A 20,092-nucleotide genomic window follows, 5' to 3' on the forward strand; every position below is an offset into this window, starting at 1 on the left:
GGAGTCGAGGCGCGGCTGAGAGCCTAGAGCAGCCGGCTCGTAGACACCGGGCGGGTCTCGGCCGCCTGCGCGCTCAGCCTGAGCGACCTCGGCCACGGACGCGTCGATCAGGCACTGCGGCGACTAGAGGCGGCGAGGAGCGCGCCGGGCCACCACGTCACGGTGCTGATGGCGTCGACGGGTGACCTGGTGGAGGCGGCGGTCCGGCTCGGCGTACCGGAACGGGCCGAGCACCCCCTGGCCCAGTTCGAGCAGTGGGCCGCTGCCGGTGGTCAGCCGTGGGCGCGGGCGGTCGCGGCACGCTCTCGGGCACTGCTCGACCCGAGCGACGAGGCGTTCGAGGCGGCGCTGGCGGCGCACGCGCTCGGCGGCCGGCCGCTCGAGCGGGCCCGCACCGAGCTCGCCTACGGCGGCTGGCTGCGCCGCAACCGGGGCGCGACCGCAGCCCGCGACCAGCTGCGCGCAGCGGAGGAGGGGTTCACGCGGCTCGGTGCCGGGCCGTGGCTCGAGCTGACGCGGGCGGAGCTGCGGGCGGCCGGCGCCCGGATCCGTCCGGCGACCGCCACCGCGGTCGACGCGGTCGACCGGCTCACCGCGCAGGAGCTGCAGGTGGTGCGGCTCGCCGCGCAGGGGCTGGCCAGCCGCGAGATCGGGGAACGTCTGTTCCTGAGCCGCCGCACGGTGGAGTACCACCTCTACAAGGCCTACCCGAAGCTCGGCATCAGTTCCCGACGCGAGCTGGCGGAGGTCGATCTCCAGTAGCGGCGGTCGATCTCCAGTAGCCGTTACTGAAGCCGGCCGGTAATCCGCATCCCTAGCGTCGTCACCGACGACGAAGGGACGTGCGATGAGCGAGCAGAAGCAGCCAGTGAGCGTGGTCGGTCTCGGTGACATGGGCGCCGCCCTGGCGTTGGCCTTCGTGGACGCCGGGCACCCGACCACGGTCTGGAACCGGACCATTGAGAAGGCGGACCGGCTGGTCCAGATGGGCGCGACGGCGGCGCCGAGCCTGGTGGCCGCCGCGAGCGCGAGTCCCCTGGTGGTCGTCAACGTCACCGGCGGTGAGGTGGCCCGCGGGCTGCTGGAGCGGGCCGGCGACGCCCTTGCGTACAGCGACGTGGTCAACCTCTCCGACGGCACCGCCGGCGACGCTCGGCGTACGGCAGCGTGGGCGGCGGCCCACGGCGTCGGCTACGTACACGGCCAGATCGAGACCATCCCGGCCGGCATCGGCGACCCGAGCAGCGTGATCGTGTACGGCGGGTCGGCGGAGGTCTACGAGCGTCACCGGACCACCCTCGACGTGCTCGCGGGCAATGGCCGGCTGGTCTCCGACGACCCCGGCACGGCGGCGCTCTTCGGCATGGGCATCCACTCAGTGATGTGGGGCCTGCTCAACGGCTTCGTGCATGCCGCCGGAATGCTCACCGCGGAGGGTGTCGAGGTCGGCGCCTTCTTGGCGGGCGCCGACGTCCAGCTGCGTCAGTTGCACGACTTCCTCGGCGTGCTTGCCGCCGAGATCGACAAGGACGAGTACGCCGTGCCGACCAGCGGTCTCGCCGCGCACCTGCCGTCGATCGAGGACCTGCTCCGGCAGGGCGAGGACGTCGGCCTCGACAACGAGCTGGTCGAGGTCACCCGGCGCTGGGTCGCCCGCGCCGTCGGAGACGGCCACGGCGCCGACAACTACTCCCGGCTCGTCGACTACGTGCGCGCCGGCTGACGACAACCACGAAACCACAAGGAGCAGATCCATGACCCAGACCCGACTCGCGGTGATCTACTACAGCTCGACCGGCAGCGTGCACCGGCTCGCAGAGCGCGCCGCCGAGACCGCAGCCAACGCCGGCGCCGAGGTGCGGCTGCGGCGCGCCGCGGAGCTCGCCCCGCAGCAGGTGATCGACCGCGTGCCGGCATGGGCCGCGCACGCCGCGGCGACCACCGACATCGAGGTGGCGGCGCCCGACGACGCGGCGTGGGCCGACGCGGTGCTGTTCGGCACGCCGGTCCGGTTCGGCAACGTTGCTTCCCAGCTCAAGCAGTACATCGACACCCTCGGCGGGCTGTGGGCCGAGGGTCGGCTGGCCGACAAGGTCTACGCCGGCTTCTCCTCCGGCGGCACCGGCGGCACCGAGGCCACCCTGCTCGCGCTGTACAACTGCGTACACCACATGGGCGGCGTCCTGGTGCCGCCCGGCTACACCGACCCGATCAAGTTCGTCGACGGCAACCCGTACGGCGCCGCCAACCTCAGCGGCGCCGACGGCAGCGAGCTCCCGGGCAAGGTGGAGCTGACTGCGGTGGACCACCTGACCGAGCGGGTGTTGCGGTTCGCCCGGCTGGTCCGGCGGCCGGCGGCATGAGCGGCGCGGTGCCCGACGCGGCCGCGTTGGCCGACCTCCGGTTGACGATCGCACCGGAGGCGGCCGCGCCGGCCGCGGTGCTGGAGCCGCTGGTCGCCTACGCCCGCGGCCACGCGACCGGCGACCCCGCCCACTTCCGCCGAGCCTTCCGGCCGACAGCTCACGTGGAGGGCATCCGGGAGCACGGCTTCGCGTCGTGGCCGCTCGACGACTACTGCGGCCTCTTTCCCGGCGCCCCCGCGGCCGACGAGGCCGACCGTCGGCGGCGGCTCGACGTCGTACGTGTGACCGGGACCGTCGCCACGGCGGCCATGACCCTGCACCACGGGCCCGACGTCTTCACCGACATGTTCGTGCTCGTGGCCGAGGACGGCGAGTGGCGGATCGCGAACAAGGTCTACCACCGCGGCACCCCCAGGCAGAGGCAGCGATGAAGCCGGCGGTGGTGGCCAGCAGGGCCGGTGCGCCGCCGGCGGTCGCCGCCCTGGTGCTGGTTGCCCTCAGCGCGCCGATGTCACTCGGCGTCTCGGGGCCGGTGCTGGTGCTGGACCGGATCGACGGCCACGCCGGGCTGATCGTCACCGCGTTCGGCGCCGGCACCTCGATCGGAACCGCGATCGCCGGTGCCGCGCTCGGCCGCTTGGGACCGCGCGGGGTGGTGGCGACCTGTGCGTCCCTGCTCGCGCTCGGAGCGGCTCTGACGCTGACCGGTCCGAATGTGCCGGTGCTGGCCCTGGCCGCGCTCCTGCAGTCCCTCGGCGCCGCGGGGTTCACAGTTCTCGCCACCAGCCTCGCCCGCTCGGCGGTGCAGGTGGGTGCCATCACCGGCGGGCTGGCGGTGGTCGGCTCCTCGGGTCCACTGGTCGGGCAGGCGGTGGCCGACCTGACGTCGTGGCGCGTGACGCTCGCGCTTCCGGTGCTCGCGCTGCTCGGCATGCCTGCCCTCCTGCGGGCGCTCGGACCGAGCTTTCGGCGTGCGGTCCGACCCTGGGATCCGCTCGGCATCGCGCTCGTCGCCGGCGTCGTGACGGCCGTGGCGATGATGCCCGTCCACCTCGTCCTCGCTGGCCCGGCAGCGCTGGTGCTAGCCGCGCTGGCGTTCAGGTACGTCGGCGCCCGACCCCACCGCTTCCCGCCGCCAGGTCTGCTGCGGGCCGGCCGCTTCTGGCTCCTTTGTGGTCTCAGCCTGACGTTGGCCTCGACGAACTTCGGCCTGCTCTACCTCTCACCCGTCCTGCTCGCCGACCAGGGCGTGTCCGCCGCCGCGACCGGCATGGTCATCCTGTGGCCCTACCTGGCGGGCGGCTCGCTGTCGTGGGTCGTCGTACCCCTCGGTGCGCGGTTGCCGACCGCCTGGCTGACGGTGCTGCTGCCGGCCACGGCAATCGTCGGCGCCGTCACCGCCTCGCTGGCGCCGGCCACGGCCGTGGTGCTGGTCGGACTCGGGCTCTGCTCGCTCGCCGCGGTCTCGGGCCAGGGCATGCTGATCCACCGCGCCTCGGCGTTCGTCCCAGAGACTGCGCGCGATGCCGCCATCGGGTTCTTCACCAGCTGCTACCTGCTCGGCATCGCCGTCGGACCGGCGGTGGCCGCCGGCGTCTCTGCCTGACCCGGGCGACGCACGGGCGTCGGCGGGCCGACTAACCTGCGAGCGGTGAGCACATCGGAGCCGTCCTCCCCGCGCCAGCGCCTGCTCGCGGCAGTGGTGGCGGTGATGACCGAGCGCGGCTCGACGGACTGGAGCCTCCGCTCGCTCGCCGAGGCGATCGGCACCAGTCACCGGATGCTCATCTACCACTTCGGCTCGCTGGACGGGCTCATGATCGCTGTCGTGGGGCAGGTGGACGCCGCGGCGCGGGAACGGTACGCCGCGCTGTCGGAGGAGTACGACGACCCGCTGGCCGCCGCCCGCGCCTGGTGGGAGCAACTCGCCGACCCCGAGCAGGCGGCGGGGGAGCGGTTGTTCTTCGAGCTCTACGCAGCCGCCCTGCAGGGCAAGGAGCACGCGCGGCCACTGCTCGAAGGGGTGATCAACGACTGGCTGGCGCCGCTGACCGCCGCGTTCGCCGAGCTCACCGGCGACCCCTCCACCGCGGCCGTCGACGCGCGGCTCGGCGTGGCTGTGGTCCGGGGCCTGCTGCTCGACCTCCTCGCGAGCGGCGACAGTGACGGCGTGACGGCCGCGCACGAGCGCTACCTCGCGCTCTACTCCGCGGACTGAGCGCGCTGCTCGGCCGCTTCAGCCAGGCCGGCCAGCTCGAGGTCGACGTACCGTCGGATGGTGCCGGCGACCATCCGCCACATCGGTCGCGCGAACGCGCCCCGCATCTCGATCGACAGGGTCAGCTCGCTGCGGCGGCCACCGGCCGGGAGGATCCGGTGGGTCGCGATGGTGTGCACGCCGGTGGTGCGGCTGTGCCATGCGAACCCGCCGACCGGCCGCCAGTCATGCACCGTCCAGGTGGCCGGCAGCAGCTTCGGCTGCCGGATCCGCACTCGGCTGCCGAGGCCGAGGGGTCGGCCGCCGGCGATCCTGACCCGGGTCATCGATGGCGTCCAGCGCGGCATCGCCTCGACGTCACTGAGCACTTGCCACACGACCTCGACCGGTGCGTCGAGCTCGCGGGTGACGACGTACGACGTCGCACGATCGCGCCGGCCGCGTAGGGTGCTTATCATCCCGAGCCCGGCAGCGACCGCGACCACGTGGATGACGACGAGCAGCCCGAGGTGCTCGGGGAACCAGGAGTCCTCGGGCCGGCCGGCAGCCGAAGCGACCAGGATGAACGGGAGCTTCCAGCCGTGCCACGCGACGAGCGCCCCGCTCGTGAGCCAGACGGCGCCGACGGGTAGCCAGGCCGCACGACGGATCCGGTGGCGGACCAACGCCAGGTAACCGGCTGCGCCGACCAGCGCCCAGCCGCCGAGCACCGCGTGGAAGGCGTGCCAGTGCGGGGCGCGGTCGCCGGGGACGGTGAGCCCGAGCGGGCTGCCGGCCGCCCACTGCAGCAGGACGACCCCGACCAGCGCGGCGGCCGCTGCCGGCCATCGGCGGCCGCCTGCGGCACGGGCGGCGGCGACCCGCGCCGCCGCCGGCCACCGCCGAGCGACGTACGCCGGCAGCGCGAGCGCGAGTCCGGCGCCCATCCCGACAAACGCGGTCTGCAGCAGCGCCATCTCCCAGGACGGCCCCGACGAGCCGGTGCCGGCTCCTTCCGTCGGATCGCTGAGGAACGCCTGCACCGCGAGGTAGGGCAGCGCCGAGACCAGGAACCCGCCGCCGAGCCAGCCACCGACGACCAGCGGCGTCGCCCGCACCCGCTGGCCCCACGGGCGTGCCAGCGCCAGCGCGACCAGGATCGCCACGGCCGCCATGCCGATCGTCACGATGTTGAGTGCCACGAATGCGGTGGCGTCGCCGTCGTACCGACCGGCGAGCGCCTGCGCCACCCACGAGACCTTGATGAGCAGGTATGGCGTCATGGCGAGCGCGGCGCCGTACCCCGCCCACCTGCCGATCCGATCGAACCCGCCCGCCGTCACCAACTGCCGCATGTACCACATGGTACAGACGGCGGCGTGGCGAGTTACCGGCGCGCACCGCCGGCGTGGACCCGTGGGGCCCGTCCTCGGGCGCCCTGGCAGGCGGTCAAAGCTTGTCCAGGGAGCGATCGAGCAGCCGCCGGTTGTAGGTGTTCATGTCGGCAGGAAGCCCAGTCGGCGAGAAGTAACGCACTTCACTGCACTCGCCGCCGTCCGGCCGAGGCTCGCCTTCCACGGCTCCGGCAAGATACGTGGCGCCGACGACGTAGGCCTGGTCTCCGTTGGGGTACTCCAGGAACCAGTCCGGACCAGAGTGCAGATCCAGCAGTTCCAGGTCACGCGCGACAAGACCGGTCTCTTCGTACAGCTCGCGCTTCGCCGTCTCCTCCAGGGTTTCCCCGAGTTCCATGGCCCCTCCAGGGATACCCCACTGGCCAGTCTCGGCGTTGCGCTGCAGCAGAACGGCGCCAGCGGAGTCCTTGACGATCACCCCCGCAGCGACCAGGAGGAGTGGTCGGCTACCCACATGCTTCCGCAGCTCACGCACATAGTCAGACATGCGGCGAAGGCTAGGGGCTGTCCCCTGGATCTTGGCCGGGCTCGCGACCCTGATCCACGGGACACCCCCTAGTCGGCCGGGTTCCGCCCCCCGTCGTGCTCGCGCGCCCTCGGGGGAATCCGAGCCGGGGCCCCACAGGACCGCGGATGGTCAGCGCTTGACCTTGAACGACGCCACCAAATGATCGCCGCCGTACCCGGGTCAATCTTCTTGAGTATTGACAGAATAGTGGTCAGCTCGTCAGACTCCAGCCATGCCAGAGCCGTCCTCGAGTGTGCTGCGCCTGCTCCGCGAGAGTCATGAGGAGCGACTGCTCGCCGCGCTCCGCGTCCATGGCTCGCTGAGCCGGGCCGAGCTCGGACGGCGTACCGGACTGTCCCGCGCCACGTTGTACGCGATCATCCAGCACCTGATCGCCACCGACCGGGTGGTCGAGCTTCCGGCCGTGGCTTCGCCGTCCCGCGGTCGGGGGCGGCCGGCCACGTTGGTGACGCTGAACCCGTCGGGTGGTCTGGCGCTCGGGCTCGACCTCGGCCACCGGCGCATCCACGCGGCTGTCGCCAACGTCGCCCACGAGGTGGTCGGCGCGGCGAGTGAGCGCTGCGGTGAACGGACTCCGTGGGCCACCCGGCTCGAGATCGCCCTCGGCCTGGTCGACCAGCTCGCCGAGGAGGCGCACATCTCGCTCGCGGCCCTCGACGGTGTCGGCGCCGGGGTGATCGGCCCGGTGTCCGAGCCGGCAGATGCGAAGCATCGGCGCAGTCGGGTCGAGCTGGTGCGGGACGGGCTGGCCGACAGGTACGGCGTGCCCGTCCTCATCGACAACAACACCCGCCTCGCGGCACTTGCCGAGTCCATCTGGGGCAGTGGTGCCGGCGTCCCGAACGTCCTCTACGTACGCCTGTCCTACGGAGTCGGCGGCGGCTTGGTGCTGGGCGGCCACCTCCACTCGGGCGCGGCCGGCGGCGCGGGCGAGTTCGGTCACGTCAGCGTCGATCCGGACGGACCCCCCTGTCACTGCGGCGGCCGCGGTTGCCTCGAGCGGTACGTCTCGATCGCGGCGATCCTCGAGCAGTGCGACGCACGACGACTCGACCACGTACTCGACCGGCTGCGTTCTGGAGACCGGCGGACGCGTGAGGTCATCACCGCGGCGGGCATCCGCCTCGGCAGGGTCATCGCAGCCGCGTGCAACGTCGTCAACCCCGAGGTCGTCGTCGTGGGCGGAGAACTCGCCGCCGCCGGCGACCTGCTGCTCGACCCGGCGCGGGAAGCACTCCACGCCTATGCCCACCGTCAGGTACGCCAGGGCCTCCAGCTCCATGGTGCGGAGCTGGGCGACGAGGCCGCCGCCCGCGGCGGCATCGCCCTGGTCCTGCGCAAGTCAGCCCTGCTGGCCGGATATCCCCCTGCGACGGCCGCTCCTGCGACCCGTGACGCAGACAGAGACGGTTGGGGCACGCTGGCCGTCGACCTCCACCGGGAGTAGGGAGATGATGTGACCGGAGGATCACGATCCAACGTCCTGCTGCTCATGACCGACCAGCACCGGCTCGACACACTGGGCTGCTACGGCAACGAGGTCTGCGAGACGCCGGCGCTCGACGGGCTCGCGGCGTCCGGGACGCGGTTCGAGCACTGCTACACGCCGACCGCGATCTGTACGCCCGCGCGGGCCACCCTGCTCACCGGCGTCCTGCCGTTCCGGCACACGCTTCTTGCCAACTACGAACGCAATGTCGGCTATCGCGAGGAACTCGGCGGCCGGTTCCCTCCGTTCTCGGAGGCACTGGCGGACGCCGGCTACCGGCTCGGCCATGTCGGCAAGTGGCATGTCGGTAAGGAGAACGGGCCGCGGGAGTTCGGTTTCGACGGCGAGCACTACCCAGGCTGGGGGAATCCGGTCCGCCATCCGGACTACCTGCGGTATCTCGCCGACCGCGGCCTGCCGGAGTTCCGGCTGCGCTCGGAGGTGCGCGGCTCGTTCCCCAACGGGCAGCCCGGCAACCTTCTCGCCGGGGTGCTCGAGCAGCCGGTCGAGGCGACATTCGAGTACTTCCTCGCCGAGCGGACGATCGAACGGCTCCGAAGCTACGCCGGGCACCGCCGCACCGACGGCAGGCCGTTCTTCCTTGCCTGTCACTGGTTCGGGCCACACCTGCCGTACTGCCTGCCGGAGTCGTACTACCACCGCTACGACCCGGCGGCGGTCGAACTGCCGGCCTCGATGGCGGAGACGTTCGACGGGAAGCCGCGGGTCCAGCGGCACTACTCCGCGCACTGGACGTTCGACAGTTTGCCCCCCGACGACTGGCGGCAGCTGATCGCGGCGTACTGGGGCTACGTCAGCCTCATCGACAGCCAGGTCGGGCGGATCCTGCGGGCGCTGGAGGAGCTGGGCATGGCCGACGACACCGCCGTGCTCTTCACCGCCGACCACGGAGAGTTCACCGGATCGCATCGCCTGCACGACAAGGGCCCGGCGATGTACGACGACATCTACCGCATCCCGCTACTCGCCCGGGTGCCCGGCAGTGCTGGTGCGGCGTCCGCGGCTGGCGCCGCGTGGCCGGGAGGCCGCGTCGACGACTCGTTCGTCACCCTCGCCGACCTCACGCCGACGTTCCTCGACCTGGCGGGTCTGCCGGCACCCGCGTACTTCGACGGCGCCAGCCTGCTCCCTCTCCTCCGCGAGGGCCGTCGCCCCGATCGGGCGGATCACGTGGTCGCGGAGTTCCATGGCCACCACTTTCCTTATCCGCAACGGATGATTCGCACCCGTACGCACAAGCTCGTGGTCAGTCCCGCCGACGACAACGAGTTGTACGACCTCACCGCCGACCCGCACGAGCTGCGCAACCGCTACCACGACCAGGCGTTCGCGGAGGTACGCCGCGAGCTCCTCGGCACGCTCTACCGCGTCCTGCGCGAGCGGGGCGACAACTTCTACCACTGGATGACGTCGATGTACGACGTGGGCGAGAAGACCTACGACGCCGCACTCAGCCATGTCGACGACCACGCAGGAAAGGGTTCTGAGTGAACCACGTCGAGGCGAGGATCGAGATCGACCGCGACCGCGAGATCGGCCGGATCGAGGAGAACATCTACGGCCACTTCCTGGAGTCCAGCTTCTTCGGCAACATCGAAGGCGGCGTCTTCGACGAGGGTTCTCCGCACTCCTATGCGGGCGACGGACCGCGGGCGGGGCTGCGCCGCGACGTCATCGAGGCCTGCCAGGACCTGGGGCTGCCGGTGGTGCGCTGGCCGGGCGGGAACGTCGCCTCGCCGTACCACTGGGAGGACGGCATCGGCCCGCGCGGCGACCGCCCACGCAGGCTCGAACTCGCCTGGGGCTCGGAGGAGACCAACCGGTTCGGCACCGACGAGTTCCTGGCCTGGTGTGCCGAAGTCGGCACCCAGCCGTACCTCGTGCACAGTTGCCGCGACGTCGACGAGGCGGTCCGGTGGGTGGAGTACACCAACCACACCGGTGACACGGACTACACCAGGCGCCGGGCCGCGGGTGGGCATCCTGATGCCTACGGCGTGCGCTACTGGGGACTCGGCAATGAGGTCTACGGTCAGTGGCAGATGGGCCACCGGTCGCCCGAGGAGTACGCCGCCGCGGCCCGCGACCACGCCCAGTTCATGCGCAAGGTGGACCCGTCGATCCGCCTCGTCGCGGTCGGCACTCCCAGTGAGCGCTGGACCCGCCCGGTGCTGGAGCGGGTCGGCAGTCTCGTCGACTACGTCTCCCTGCACCTCTACGGTGCCTCCACGCACCTCTACACCGCCGACAGCGGTGACGACGACTACGACGCGGTGGTCGCCCAGCCGCTCTACTTCGAACGCCAGATCCACGAGTACGCCCACCTCGTCGCGAACCTTGCCGCGGCGGCCGGGGTGGAGCGGCCACTCGCACTGGCTCTCGACGAGTGGAACATCCGCCACCTCGAACCCGTCGACTGGCCCGAGCCCCAGCCCTCCCCCGACGGTGTCGTCGTCAGCCGCGACACCGAGCCGGTGAACGGTCGGCCCGCTCGGCTCCGCGTCAACCGGTGGAGTCCGCGCACTCTCGCCGACGCGCTGTTCTATGCGGGCGTCTTCCATGCTCTGCACCGCGCGAGTGGCCTCACCGTGCCGCCGACCATGGCCAACACGGTCAACCTGGTCAACGCCAACGGGCTGCTCGCCGTACGACCGGGCGGTGTCGTACGGTCCGCGTCGTACCACGTGTGGAACCTCTACCAGAACCACACCGGCACCATCGCCATCCACGCGGACGTGTACGGACCGGCGCGCACCGGTGCCGTCCGTCAGGGCGACAGCCGCGACGGCAGCGGGGGCTTCGCGACCCGGCCTGGGTCGGTGCCGATGCTCGACGCCTCCGCCACCCTCACCGACGACCGCCGCCTTCGCCTCGCCGTCATCAACCGGTCGCGCACCGACGGCATTCGTACCCGGATCATCCTCGACGGACGGGCGGCACTACCTCCCGGCACCGTCCACGACCTCGGAGCGGATGAATCCGACACCATGGCCACCAACACTCTCGACAGTCCGAACCGGATCCGACTCAGTGACCGCGGGCACGTCACACTCGACGACGGGACCTACACCTTCCCGCCCCACTCCGTCACCCTGCTGTCCTTCACCTGAGGCGAACCGCGCGGTCGGACCAGGCTCGTCGAAACCGTAAGCCCCTTTGACGACAGGCTGCGTACCCGGGAGTCTGTGCCGGTGGACGAGATACGGGAACGCGCGGTGACACTCGACGATGGCGCCCAACTGTGGACGATGAGTTCCGGACCCACCAGCGGATCGCCTGTCGTCCTGTGCCATGGCGGGCCGGGCCTGTGGGACGACCTCAGCTCGATTGCCACCATGCTGGATTCGACCCATCGCGTCCATCGGTACGACCAGCGGGGCTGTGGCCGATCGACCGGACCTGATGACTACCGGGTAGACCGGGCACTCGCCGACCTCGATGGGCTGCGCCGACACTGGGGCTATGACCGGTGGACGGTCTTCGGCCACTCGTGGGGAGCGACCCTCGCCCTCGCGTACGCATGGACCTACCCCGCACACGTGCAGGCCGTGATCTACTGCAGCGGGGTCGGACCAGGGACGGAGTGGCGGGAGCCGTACTACGCAGAGTCCGCCAGGCGGCTCACGCCCCGGCAGCAGGAGCGGCGGGATGAGCTGGAACAGCAGGAGGAGCGGAGCTGGGACGAGGAAGTCGAGTACCGCATGCTGTGCTGGCTACCGGGCTATGCCGATCCTTCGAGGGCTGAAGCCTGGGCAAGGGAGGCTGCCGCCGTCCCATTCGACATCAACTGGCGGGCCAACCGAGGCCTTTGGACCGACCGACCTGACGAGATCACACTCGCCACGAAGGTGACCGCTCCGACTCTGATCATCCATGGTGAGCAGGACCCGCGTCCACTGGCCAACGTCCGAAGACTTCTCGACCTGCTGCCGAGCGCCACGCTTGCTGCCATCCCCAATGCAGGACACTCCCCGTGGCTCGAGGACCCCGCAGCCGTATCGGCCCGACTACGCGCCTTCCTTTCCGCGCACGGATAGCGTGCCACCTGCGCGAGGGAACCATAAAGGACCAGACCCGCAACCTCGTCGGCGTCCTGGCCCCAGGCCACCGCGCGACCGATCATCTCCTCATGAGAGGCATTCATATCCGCCGAGCCTAGGCCTTACCCCCTCGAGGGTCGCGGCCACAGATCCTCGGGCCAGGTCTCAGTGGCTGCCGGTGAGCTCACCGGAGAGCTTGTCGTGGATCTTGGCGCTCTGCCGGTTCAGGCCGACAATCTCAACGGTCTTGCCGCGCTGTTCGTACTTTGTGGTCACCGCGTCCAGGGCTGCGACTGAGGAGGCGTCCCAGATGTGGGCGTCGGTGAGGTCGATGACGATGCTGTCGGGATCGTTCGCGTAGTCGAACTGGTACACGAGGTCGTTGCTGGAGGCGAAGAACAGCTCGCCGGTGACGCAGTACACGACTCCGTTCCCGTCGGGGTCGGTGACGGCGGTGACGTTGACCAGGTGGGCGACGCGGCGGGCGAAGATGACCAGGCCGGTGAACGACCCGACCACGACGCCGATCGCGAGGTTGTGGGTGGCAACCACCGCGGCAACGGTGACCACCATGACGGTGATCTCGCCGGCCGGCATCCGTTTGAGGGTCTTGGGAGCGATGGAGTGCCAGTCGAACGTGCTGAACGCCACCAACACCATCACCGCGACCAAAGCTGCCATCGGGATGTCGGACACGACCGGCCCGCACACGATGCACAGGACCATCAGGAACAGTCCCGCCAGGAAGGTGGACAGGCGGGTGCGGGCACCGTTCTTCACGTTGATCATGGTCTGGCCGATCATCGCGCAGCCACCCATGCCGCCGAAGAAGCCCGTCACAAGGTTGGCGACACCTTGGCCGATGGACTCACGGGTCTTGTTCGAGTGGGTGTCGGTGATGTCGTCGACGAGCTTCGCCGTCATGAGTGACTCCATCAGACCCACCAGCGCCAACGCGAGCGCGTACGGGGCGATGGTCACCAGGGTCTCGGCCGTGAACGGTACGTCTGGCAGGCCCGGCACGGGCAGGAAGCTGGGTAACGCGCCCTTGTCTCCGACGGTGGGGACCGCGATGCCGGCAGCGAGGGTGATCGCGGTCAGGATGATGATGGAGACCAGGGGCGCCGGGACCGCCCGGGTGATTCTTGGGAAGGCCACGATCAGGGCCAGTCCGCCGATGACAAGCGGGTACACCGCCCACGGCACGTCCAACAGTTCGGGCACCTGGGCGAGGAAGATCAAGATGGCGAGCGCGTTGACGAAGCCGACCATGACCGACCGCGGTACGAACCGCATCAACTTGGCCACGCCGAGGGCACCGAGGATCACCTGCAGGAGGCCGCCGAGGATCACGGCAGCCACCAGGTAGCCCAGGCCGTGTTCACGGTTGAGTGGAGCGATGACCAGTGCGACCGCACCCGTCGCCGCCGAGATCATCGCCGGACGCCCACCCACCAGGGCGATCGTGACTGCCATGGTGAACGACGCGAACAGGCCGACACCGGGGTCGACGCCGGCGATGATCGAGAACGAGATCGCCTCCGGGATCAGCGCGAGCGCAACGACCAGCCCGGACAACACCTCGGTGCGGAAGACCTTCGGCGAGAGCCAGGAGGGGCGAAAACCGCGCAGCCATGCGGGCGACAGCAGGAAACTCGGCACGATGGGAACCCGTCAAGCTCGGGCGCGTCGGTGACTCAGCACGCGCGAAGGAAACAGTGGTCGTGTACATGGCCGGCGCTGACTGTTTCGAGGGCGCGCCGGGCTGGTCCATTCCGGCGAACCGAAGTCCGGCTCACCAGGGAGAACTCAGGGCGGGCAGGAAGCGCGACGGGACATCAGGGCACGACGATGCCAAACTCCTGACGTCTGCGACCGTGCCGGAGGCTTCATCGGCCCGGCGGTGAACTCAACTGGGCGCCGGTACCGGGTTGCCACCGTCCTTCGCCCAAGCTTGCTTTACATCCTATCGTCCGGCCCGGGCGCGGCCTCCAGGGCGGGCGTTCGTTCGCGGCGTCCGTGCGGCTTGTTCCGGTCGCCGGAGGCTGAAACACTGTCGGCGGGAGCGCGAGCGAGACGTCGGGGCGCATCCACTGGGCAGGACGCCGGCCAGCGTCGCAGCCTGCGGACCAGATGGTCGAGGAAACGTCAGAGGAAACGATGCTACTGAGTGACCTGCTATCTGATCTGGACTGGTCTCTGGTCTCCGGCAATGCGCAACAGCCGATTACCGATATCACTGCTCATTCGGATGATGTGAAAGATGGAAGCCTCTTCGTCTGTCTCACGGGCGGGCGCGTCGATGGGCACTCCTACATCCCGGAGTGTGGCCTGCGTGGCGCCAAAGCGTTCCTCGTCGAGGACATCCATGCCGCTGCGATGGCGGCACCCGGCTCGACGGTTGTGCAAGTGCCGAGCACTCGGGCTGCCGCAGGACGAGTGGCGAGCCGGTTCTTCCGGCAGCCCACCAGGGACATGACGGTCATAGCCGTTACCGGAACTGATGGAAAATCCTCGGTGACCAACATGGTCGGTGGAGCCCTGACGAGGCTCGGCCGGCCCACGGGAACGGTCGGCACTACCGGTGTATCGCTCGACGGCAGCCCGATCGCCCATCCCAGATCTACCCCCACGACGCCCGAGGCGATTGACCTGCAGAGGATCTTCGCTGGTCTGCGAGAACGCGGGGCGACAAGTGTTGTTCTGGAGGCCTCGTCGATCGCGTTGGCTGCCGAGAGGCTTGCCGGATCGAGAGTAGACATCGGCGTCCTCACCAATCTCACGAGTGATCACCTGGACGCGCACGGGTCGATGGAAGGGTATCGTCAAGCGAAACTCAGACTGTTCGAGATGTGCGCTCGTGCCATAGTGAACGGCGATGACAACTTCTCGAACGTCATTAGTCGGGAGACCCGTGGCCCTGTTCTGACGTACGGAATTGAAGGGCGAGGCCACGCGTTCATGGCCAGCGATATTCAGGTCGATGGAACAGGCGCGACGTTCGTCATATCCCATGGCGGGCACAATGTGCGAGCGGCGTCCGAGACTCCAGGGATCTTCGCGGTGTACAACTGTCTGGCTGCTACGGCGGTCTGCGTCGAATTGGGCTACGGACTTGCGGAGGCTGTGGAAGCCACGTCGCAGTCGAGTTGGGTGCCTGGGAGATTCCAGGTCCTACGGTCAACAGACGGACTGAGAGTCATCGTCGACTACGCGCACACTGCAGTTGGCCTCCGGAGTCTCCTCAAGACTGTGAGGGCGCTCTCGAAGGGGCGAGTTATCACAGTCTTCGGATGTGGTGGCGATAGGGATAAGACGAAGCGAGAGCCGATGGGGATTGTCGCCGGATCTGGTTCCGACGTTTGCGTGCTTACCAGCGACAACCCGAGAAGCGAAGATCCTGAGGCCATCATGAGGCAGGTAGAGGGTGGCCTGAAGCAGACAGCCTGTCGATATGTGAAGCTCTCCAACCGTGAGGACGCCATTCAGTGGGCAATCGACGAGGCGCTCCGTCATGACGTGGTAGTGGTCGCCGGCAAAGGGGACGAGAAGTACCAGATCGTGGGGGACGAGGTGGTCGAGTTCAGCGATGCAGCGGCAGTTGATCGTTGCCTGGCAAGGTCTCGGGGCACCTGCGATCGGTGAGGCCTGCCGGTCACCAGTGGGTGAGTTCATGCGCGAATTCGACCCAGTGGACACCGACGGTATACGTGTTCGGCGGTGTGGACGGTCCACGAAATTCGGTTGGGCGGGGCAGACGCGTCTCCTACCGTGGTCGAACTGATCAGCGACCGTGGGCGTGGACCTACCGAGCCGGAGGTGCGATGTGCGACGGGACCTTGGTGATGGACTGGTCCTTCGCTGGTCCACGGCGAGGGACACCGAGGACATCGCCGAGTTGAACAGCCTGGTGTTCCGGGGCAGCGAGGACGACGAACCAAACCTTGGCCTGGCGAACACTGTGCGACGGCACATGCGAGGTGACTACCCATTCATGGGGCCCGAGGATGTCGTCGTCGTCGAGGACACCCGCAAGGAGGGCAACCGGATCGTCGCCAGTGCCTTCTACTTGCAGGAGGACTGGGAGTTCGAGGGGATCGTTGTTCCGGTGGCCCGTCCGGACATCGTGGCGACCGAGCCGGGTTACCGGAACAGAGGCTTGATTCGCACTGCCCTCGATGTCATGCACGAGCGGTCCGCGCGTGAAGGTAGGCCGGTGCAGGCGATTACCGGCATCCCGTTCTTCTATCGCCAGTTCGGCTACGAGTATGCGGTCGACGAGCGTGGTCGGGTCACGGTCGCACTTGGACTGCTGCCCGACGAGCCGTCAGGAAGCGGTGAGCAGTACCGGCTGCGGCAAGCGCGGGACGAGGACATCCCTTCCATTGCCGCATGCCACCGGCGCCAGCAGTCCACGTACCTGGTATCGCGTCGCCTACCTGACTCGTTCTGGAAGTACCACATCGACGCGGAGCACGAGAAAGGGCCAGCATGGAGTGATGCTCGCGTGCGGGTCATCGAAAGGGCCGATGGTGACTTCTGTGGCTTCGTCTTCACGCCGTATCGTCGGTCGGCAGATGTCTTCCTGACCTCCATGATCGGATCCACGGCAGGGACCAACCTTTATGACCTGGCCCCCGCGCTGCTGCGTGAACTCAAGCGCCTGGGTGAAGAGGAACCTACGAAGGGCGGGCCGGACAGGCCGCTGCAGCGGCTCATCCTCGAACTGGGTCGGGACCATCCTCTCTACGACGCCCTGCGGCCGGAGTGGCTGCCACACCGCGAGCCGCCCGCCGCCTGGTACGTACGTGTGCCTGACCTGCCCGGCTTCCTGCGCCTGATCGCGCCGATCCTCGAAAGACGGCTCGTGAACTCGACGTTCACGGGCTACAGCGGCGAACTCACCCTCGACTTCTACCGCGGTGGCCTGCGGATGTGCTTCGAGAACGGCAAGCTGACGAATGTCCAGGACTGCCGGTTCCGAACGTACGAGGCGATGGGCGGCTTTCCGCCGCTGATCTTCCTACGCCTGGTGTTCGGACACAGCTCGCTACGCGAGCTGCGCGCCCCGTATCCCGACATCTGGGTGAACAGTGAGGCCGAGGCGCTACTGGAGGCCCTCTTCCCCAAGCGCACGTCCCGCCTGGTCGACTAGGGGTGTCCCGTGGATCTTTGCCGGGCTCGCGACATCCCGCATCCCGCCTGGCTGCCGTCGGCCACGGCGCCGGGTATGACGCGGGGCGACAGGCCGTATCGCTATCGTCAACGGTTCAAGAGCGCTGTGGGACCAGCTGCTGGAAAGCGGCGTGACGGAGGGTAACCGTTGTGGCTGAGGAGATGTCGGCGACCGGCAGGAACGTCGGCAGGTATGACGGATGAAAGCGATCCTCTTCGGTGGTGTCGTATCGCTCGTCCTGTCCCTCGCGCTGACTCCCTTGGTGGCCCGGTTCTTCGTACGGAAGGGACTCGGCCAACCCATCCACGACGACATGCCGATGCACCAAGTCAAGCAGGGGATCCCCACCATGGGTGGGACGGCGGTCATCGCCGCCGCCGTCATCGGGTACCTGGTTGCACACCTTGTCGCCGGCGCCGGGCCGTCGGCGTCTGGCATGCTCGTCCTGCTCCTGCTGGTCGGCCTCGGTGCGGTCGGCTTCCTCGACGACTACCTGAAGGTCACTCGCGAACGGAACCTCGGCCTACGCGGCCGCACGAAGCTGGTCGGCCAAACCCTGGTAGCCGTCGTGTTCGCCATCCTCGCCATCCAGCTTCCCGATGCCGACGGGCTCACCCCCGCGTCGACCTTCGTCTCCTTCATGCGCGACCTCCCCGGCCTACAACTCGGAGCCGTGATCTTCGTCTTGTGGGCACTGTTCATGGTGTCCGCCACGTCTAACGGCGTGAACCTGATCGACGGCATGGACGGACTCGCCGCGGGCACCTGCGTCCCCGTCTTCGCCGGCTACACGATCGTCTGCGTCTGGCAGTTCAACCAGTCATGCGCGGCAGCCGACCTGCCCGGCTGCTACCAGGTACGCGACCCGTACGACCTCGCGATCATCGCGTTCTCATTGGCCGCCGCCTGCGGCGGATTCCTGTGGTGGAACGCCAACCCGGCCCGGATCATCATGGGCGACACCGGTGCGCTCGGGCTCGGCGGCGCCATCGCCGGCCTCGCCATCACGACCCGGACCGAACTGCTGCTCATCGTCATCGGCGGACTGTACGTCGCGGCCAACGCCTCGGTGATCCTGCAGCGTGGTTACTTCAAGTTGACCAGACGCCTCACCGGCACCCCCCGCCGGATCTTCCTGAATTCCCCCATTCAGCACCACTACGAGCACAAGGGCTGGCCAGAGATCACCATCGTGATCCGCTTCTGGATCATCTGCGGCATCCTCGTCGCCTCGGGACTCGGCATGTTCTACGCCGAGTGGCTCACCCATTCCTGATCTCGTCTGGTCGCGACGTGTCGGGACGGAGGACGAGAGTGGGCTCTGCGGCAGCCCTGCTGACGCTACTCAGTGCGGCTTCGGCGCTCCTGGGCTTCGGACGCGACGTGGTCATCGCGGCGGTGTTCGGTGCCGGAGCTGTGCTCGACGCCTACCTGGTGAGTCAGGGGTTGATGAACCTCATCCTGGGCCTGGTCGCGGGCGCGATGGCCAAGGCGCTGGTTCCGGTGGTCGCGCGTGCGACGGCCACCGAGGAGACCGCACAGCGTGCCAGCCACAGTGCGACGGTTGTCCTCTCGGTCACCGTGCTGGTCCTGGGTGTGGCGTCAGTGATGCTGTGGCTGTTCACCCGTCCGGTGGTCAGAGTGCTGGCGCCGGGGTTCGATGCCGCGCAGTCCGAACTGGCGGTGACGTCGACCCGGATCATCCTTGTCGCCGTCGTCTTCGTCGCCGGCACGAACCTGCTCGCTGCGGTCGCCCAGGCGCGCCGGCGGTTCTTCTGGGCGGGTGTGCAGGGGGTGCCGTTCAACCTGGTCATGATCGGTACGGTCGCGGCGTTCGGTCCGCGCTACGGCGTGGCGGCCCTGGCTGCGGGATTCGTTCTCGGTTCGGCCGCCCGGCTGGTGTGTCAGCTGATCCCGCTGCGGGCGATCGGGCTGCGACTTCGGATCAGTTTCGACCTGCGTGATCCGGGGTTCCGATCCGTCGCCCGGCTGGCACCACCGCTCCTGGTCGGCAGCGCCATCGTCAACGTCAACACCCTCGTCGACCGGGCAGTCGGCTCGTTCCTGGGTGAGGGCGTCATCTCCGCACTGTCGTACGGCTGGAGGCTGGTCACGCTGCCGGAGATGCTCGTGGTCGTGTCACTGGTGACGGTGCTCTACCCTGCCTTCGGCGCCGCGGCCGACGACCGAGGCGAGCTGCGCCGGCTGGTCGGCCAGGGCCTGAGCACCGTGATGGTCGTCATCGCGCCGATGAGCGCGGCGCTGCTGGTGTGCGCGCCGTTCGTTGTCCAGATCGTCTACCAGCGAGGCAGTTTTGACGCCGAGGCCGGGGAGGCGACCTCCACGGCGGTGATGTGGTACGCGCCGGCGTTGCTTGCCCTCGCCTGGCGGGAGGTCGTCACCAGAGCGTCGTACGCCGTCGGTGACACCGTGACCCCCGTCCTGGTGGCGCTCGTGGCGATGGCGGTGAACGTCGTCGGCGATGTCACGCTCGGTCCTGTCTTCGGGGTGCCCGGGCTGGCCGGGACGACGGTGCTGTCCGTCGGATGCGCCGCGCTTCTCAACACCTGGCTCCTGCGACGCCGGCATGGGGCCGTACGTCTCCGGCACGTCGCCGGACTGTTGGCACGGACCGGCTGCGCCGCGGTCCTCTCCGTGCCCGCCGGGCTGTTGTGCGCCCACCTCGTCGCCGACCGAATCGGTGACGGAGCCGTGGGTGCGGCCGTCACCGCCGCCCTCTCCAGCATGAGCATCGCTGCGGTCTTCCTCGCCGTCCTCGCAGCGATCCGCGCACCCGAGTTGAGCGTCCTCACCGCGGCCGTACGAATCGTGCTCCGCCGCGGCTGAACGGCGGAAGGC

At 69.0% G+C, this 20,092-nt stretch carries 17 protein-coding genes; 14 read left to right on the forward strand and 3 right to left on the reverse strand.

Annotated features, from left to right (window positions below):
* The first annotated feature begins 168 nt into the window (after positions 1–168).
* The 6 genes from ABN028_RS29230 to ABN028_RS29255 all read left to right on the forward strand — a co-directional run bounded on the left by ABN028_RS29230 (position 169) and on the right by ABN028_RS29255 (position 4,584).
* A complete protein-coding gene (locus ABN028_RS29230) occupies positions 169–762 on the forward strand; it encodes a LuxR C-terminal-related transcriptional regulator (RefSeq protein WP_349698838.1) in 594 nt (197 codons plus the stop codon).
* 85 nt (positions 763–847) lie between these two features.
* The gene (locus ABN028_RS29235) at positions 848–1,723 is read left to right on the forward strand and encodes an NAD(P)-dependent oxidoreductase (protein WP_349332198.1); all 876 of its coding nucleotides are present in this window, start codon (positions 848–850) and stop codon (positions 1,721–1,723) included.
* Between the two features lie 31 nt (positions 1,724–1,754).
* Positions 1,755–2,363 carry an NAD(P)H:quinone oxidoreductase gene (wrbA, locus tag ABN028_RS29240; protein WP_349332197.1) on the forward strand — a complete coding sequence of 203 codons (609 nt, stop codon included), beginning with the start codon at positions 1,755–1,757 and terminating at the stop codon, positions 2,361–2,363.
* The gene (locus tag ABN028_RS29245; protein ID WP_349698839.1) at positions 2,360–2,797 is read left to right on the forward strand and encodes a nuclear transport factor 2 family protein; all 438 of its coding nucleotides are present in this window, start codon (positions 2,360–2,362) and stop codon (positions 2,795–2,797) included. Before wrbA ends, ABN028_RS29245 begins: the two co-directional genes overlap by 4 nt.
* Positions 2,794–3,972: an MFS transporter gene (locus tag ABN028_RS29250; RefSeq protein ID WP_349698840.1), complete on the forward strand. Its 1,179-nt coding sequence runs from the start codon at positions 2,794–2,796 to the stop codon at positions 3,970–3,972. Before ABN028_RS29245 ends, ABN028_RS29250 begins: the two co-directional genes overlap by 4 nt.
* A 45-nt stretch (positions 3,973–4,017) precedes the next feature.
* Complete coding sequence (locus tag ABN028_RS29255; protein ID WP_349332194.1) at positions 4,018–4,584, forward strand: TetR/AcrR family transcriptional regulator; 567 nt, start codon at positions 4,018–4,020, stop codon at positions 4,582–4,584.
* On the opposite strand, the gene ABN028_RS29260 is transcribed toward ABN028_RS29255, so the two are convergent.
* Together ABN028_RS29260 and ABN028_RS29265 are read right to left on the reverse strand one after the other, a co-directional pair.
* On the reverse strand, positions 4,569–5,918 hold the full coding sequence (locus ABN028_RS29260; RefSeq protein ID WP_349698841.1) for an SRPBCC family protein: 1,350 nt from the start codon (positions 5,916–5,918) through the stop codon (positions 4,569–4,571). The two genes, ABN028_RS29255 and ABN028_RS29260, sit on opposite strands and share 16 nt — an antisense overlap.
* A 94-nt stretch (positions 5,919–6,012) precedes the next feature.
* A complete protein-coding gene (locus tag ABN028_RS29265; protein ID WP_349698842.1) occupies positions 6,013–6,465 on the reverse strand; it encodes an NUDIX hydrolase in 453 nt (150 codons plus the stop codon).
* A gap of 253 nt (positions 6,466–6,718) precedes the next feature.
* On the opposite strand from ABN028_RS29265, the gene ABN028_RS29270 reads away from it, so the two are divergent.
* The 4 genes from ABN028_RS29270 (at position 6,719) to ABN028_RS29285 (ending at position 12,054) form a co-directional block, all read left to right on the forward strand.
* A complete protein-coding gene (locus tag ABN028_RS29270) occupies positions 6,719–7,954 on the forward strand; it encodes an ROK family transcriptional regulator (RefSeq protein ID WP_349698843.1) in 1,236 nt (411 codons plus the stop codon).
* A gap of 9 nt (positions 7,955–7,963) precedes the next feature.
* Positions 7,964–9,508 carry a sulfatase family protein gene (locus tag ABN028_RS29275; protein WP_349698844.1) on the forward strand — a complete coding sequence of 515 codons (1,545 nt, stop codon included), beginning with the start codon at positions 7,964–7,966 and terminating at the stop codon, positions 9,506–9,508.
* Positions 9,505–11,127 carry an alpha-L-arabinofuranosidase family protein gene (locus tag ABN028_RS29280; protein ID WP_349698845.1) on the forward strand — a complete coding sequence of 541 codons (1,623 nt, stop codon included), beginning with the start codon at positions 9,505–9,507 and terminating at the stop codon, positions 11,125–11,127. The genes ABN028_RS29275 and ABN028_RS29280 overlap by 4 nt, the downstream gene beginning before the upstream one ends.
* 81 nt (positions 11,128–11,208) lie before the next feature.
* Positions 11,209–12,054, forward strand: coding sequence for an alpha/beta fold hydrolase (locus ABN028_RS29285; protein WP_349698846.1), 846 nt, complete (start codon positions 11,209–11,211; stop codon positions 12,052–12,054).
* A gap of 168 nt (positions 12,055–12,222) precedes the next feature.
* On the opposite strand, the gene ABN028_RS29290 is transcribed toward ABN028_RS29285, so the two are convergent.
* Complete coding sequence (locus ABN028_RS29290) at positions 12,223–13,719, reverse strand: SulP family inorganic anion transporter (RefSeq protein WP_502879222.1); 1,497 nt, start codon at positions 13,717–13,719, stop codon at positions 12,223–12,225.
* Between the two features lie 471 nt (positions 13,720–14,190).
* Here ABN028_RS29290 and ABN028_RS29295 point away from each other — a divergent pair, with 471 nt between their 5' ends.
* From ABN028_RS29295 to murJ, 4 genes are all read left to right on the forward strand, one after another.
* On the forward strand, positions 14,191–15,702 hold the full coding sequence (locus ABN028_RS29295; RefSeq protein WP_349698847.1) for a UDP-N-acetylmuramoyl-L-alanyl-D-glutamate--2,6-diaminopimelate ligase: 1,512 nt from the start codon (positions 14,191–14,193) through the stop codon (positions 15,700–15,702).
* Between the two features lie 181 nt (positions 15,703–15,883).
* Positions 15,884–17,212, forward strand: a complete 1,329-nt coding sequence (locus tag ABN028_RS29300; RefSeq protein ID WP_349698848.1) for a GNAT family N-acetyltransferase — start codon at positions 15,884–15,886, stop codon at positions 17,210–17,212.
* 220 nt (positions 17,213–17,432) lie between these two features.
* Positions 17,433–18,509 carry a phospho-N-acetylmuramoyl-pentapeptide-transferase gene (gene mraY / locus ABN028_RS29305; protein WP_349698849.1) on the forward strand — a complete coding sequence of 359 codons (1,077 nt, stop codon included), beginning with the start codon at positions 17,433–17,435 and terminating at the stop codon, positions 18,507–18,509.
* Between the two features lie 38 nt (positions 18,510–18,547).
* Positions 18,548–20,080 carry a murein biosynthesis integral membrane protein MurJ gene (gene murJ / locus ABN028_RS29310; protein WP_349698850.1) on the forward strand — a complete coding sequence of 511 codons (1,533 nt, stop codon included), beginning with the start codon at positions 18,548–18,550 and terminating at the stop codon, positions 20,078–20,080.
* Positions 20,081–20,092: the final 12 nt, after the last annotated feature.

Origin of the sequence: Actinopolymorpha sp. B17G11, assembly GCF_040196095.1 — a bacterium.
Lineage (GTDB): Bacteria > Actinomycetota > Actinomycetes > Propionibacteriales > Actinopolymorphaceae > Thermasporomyces.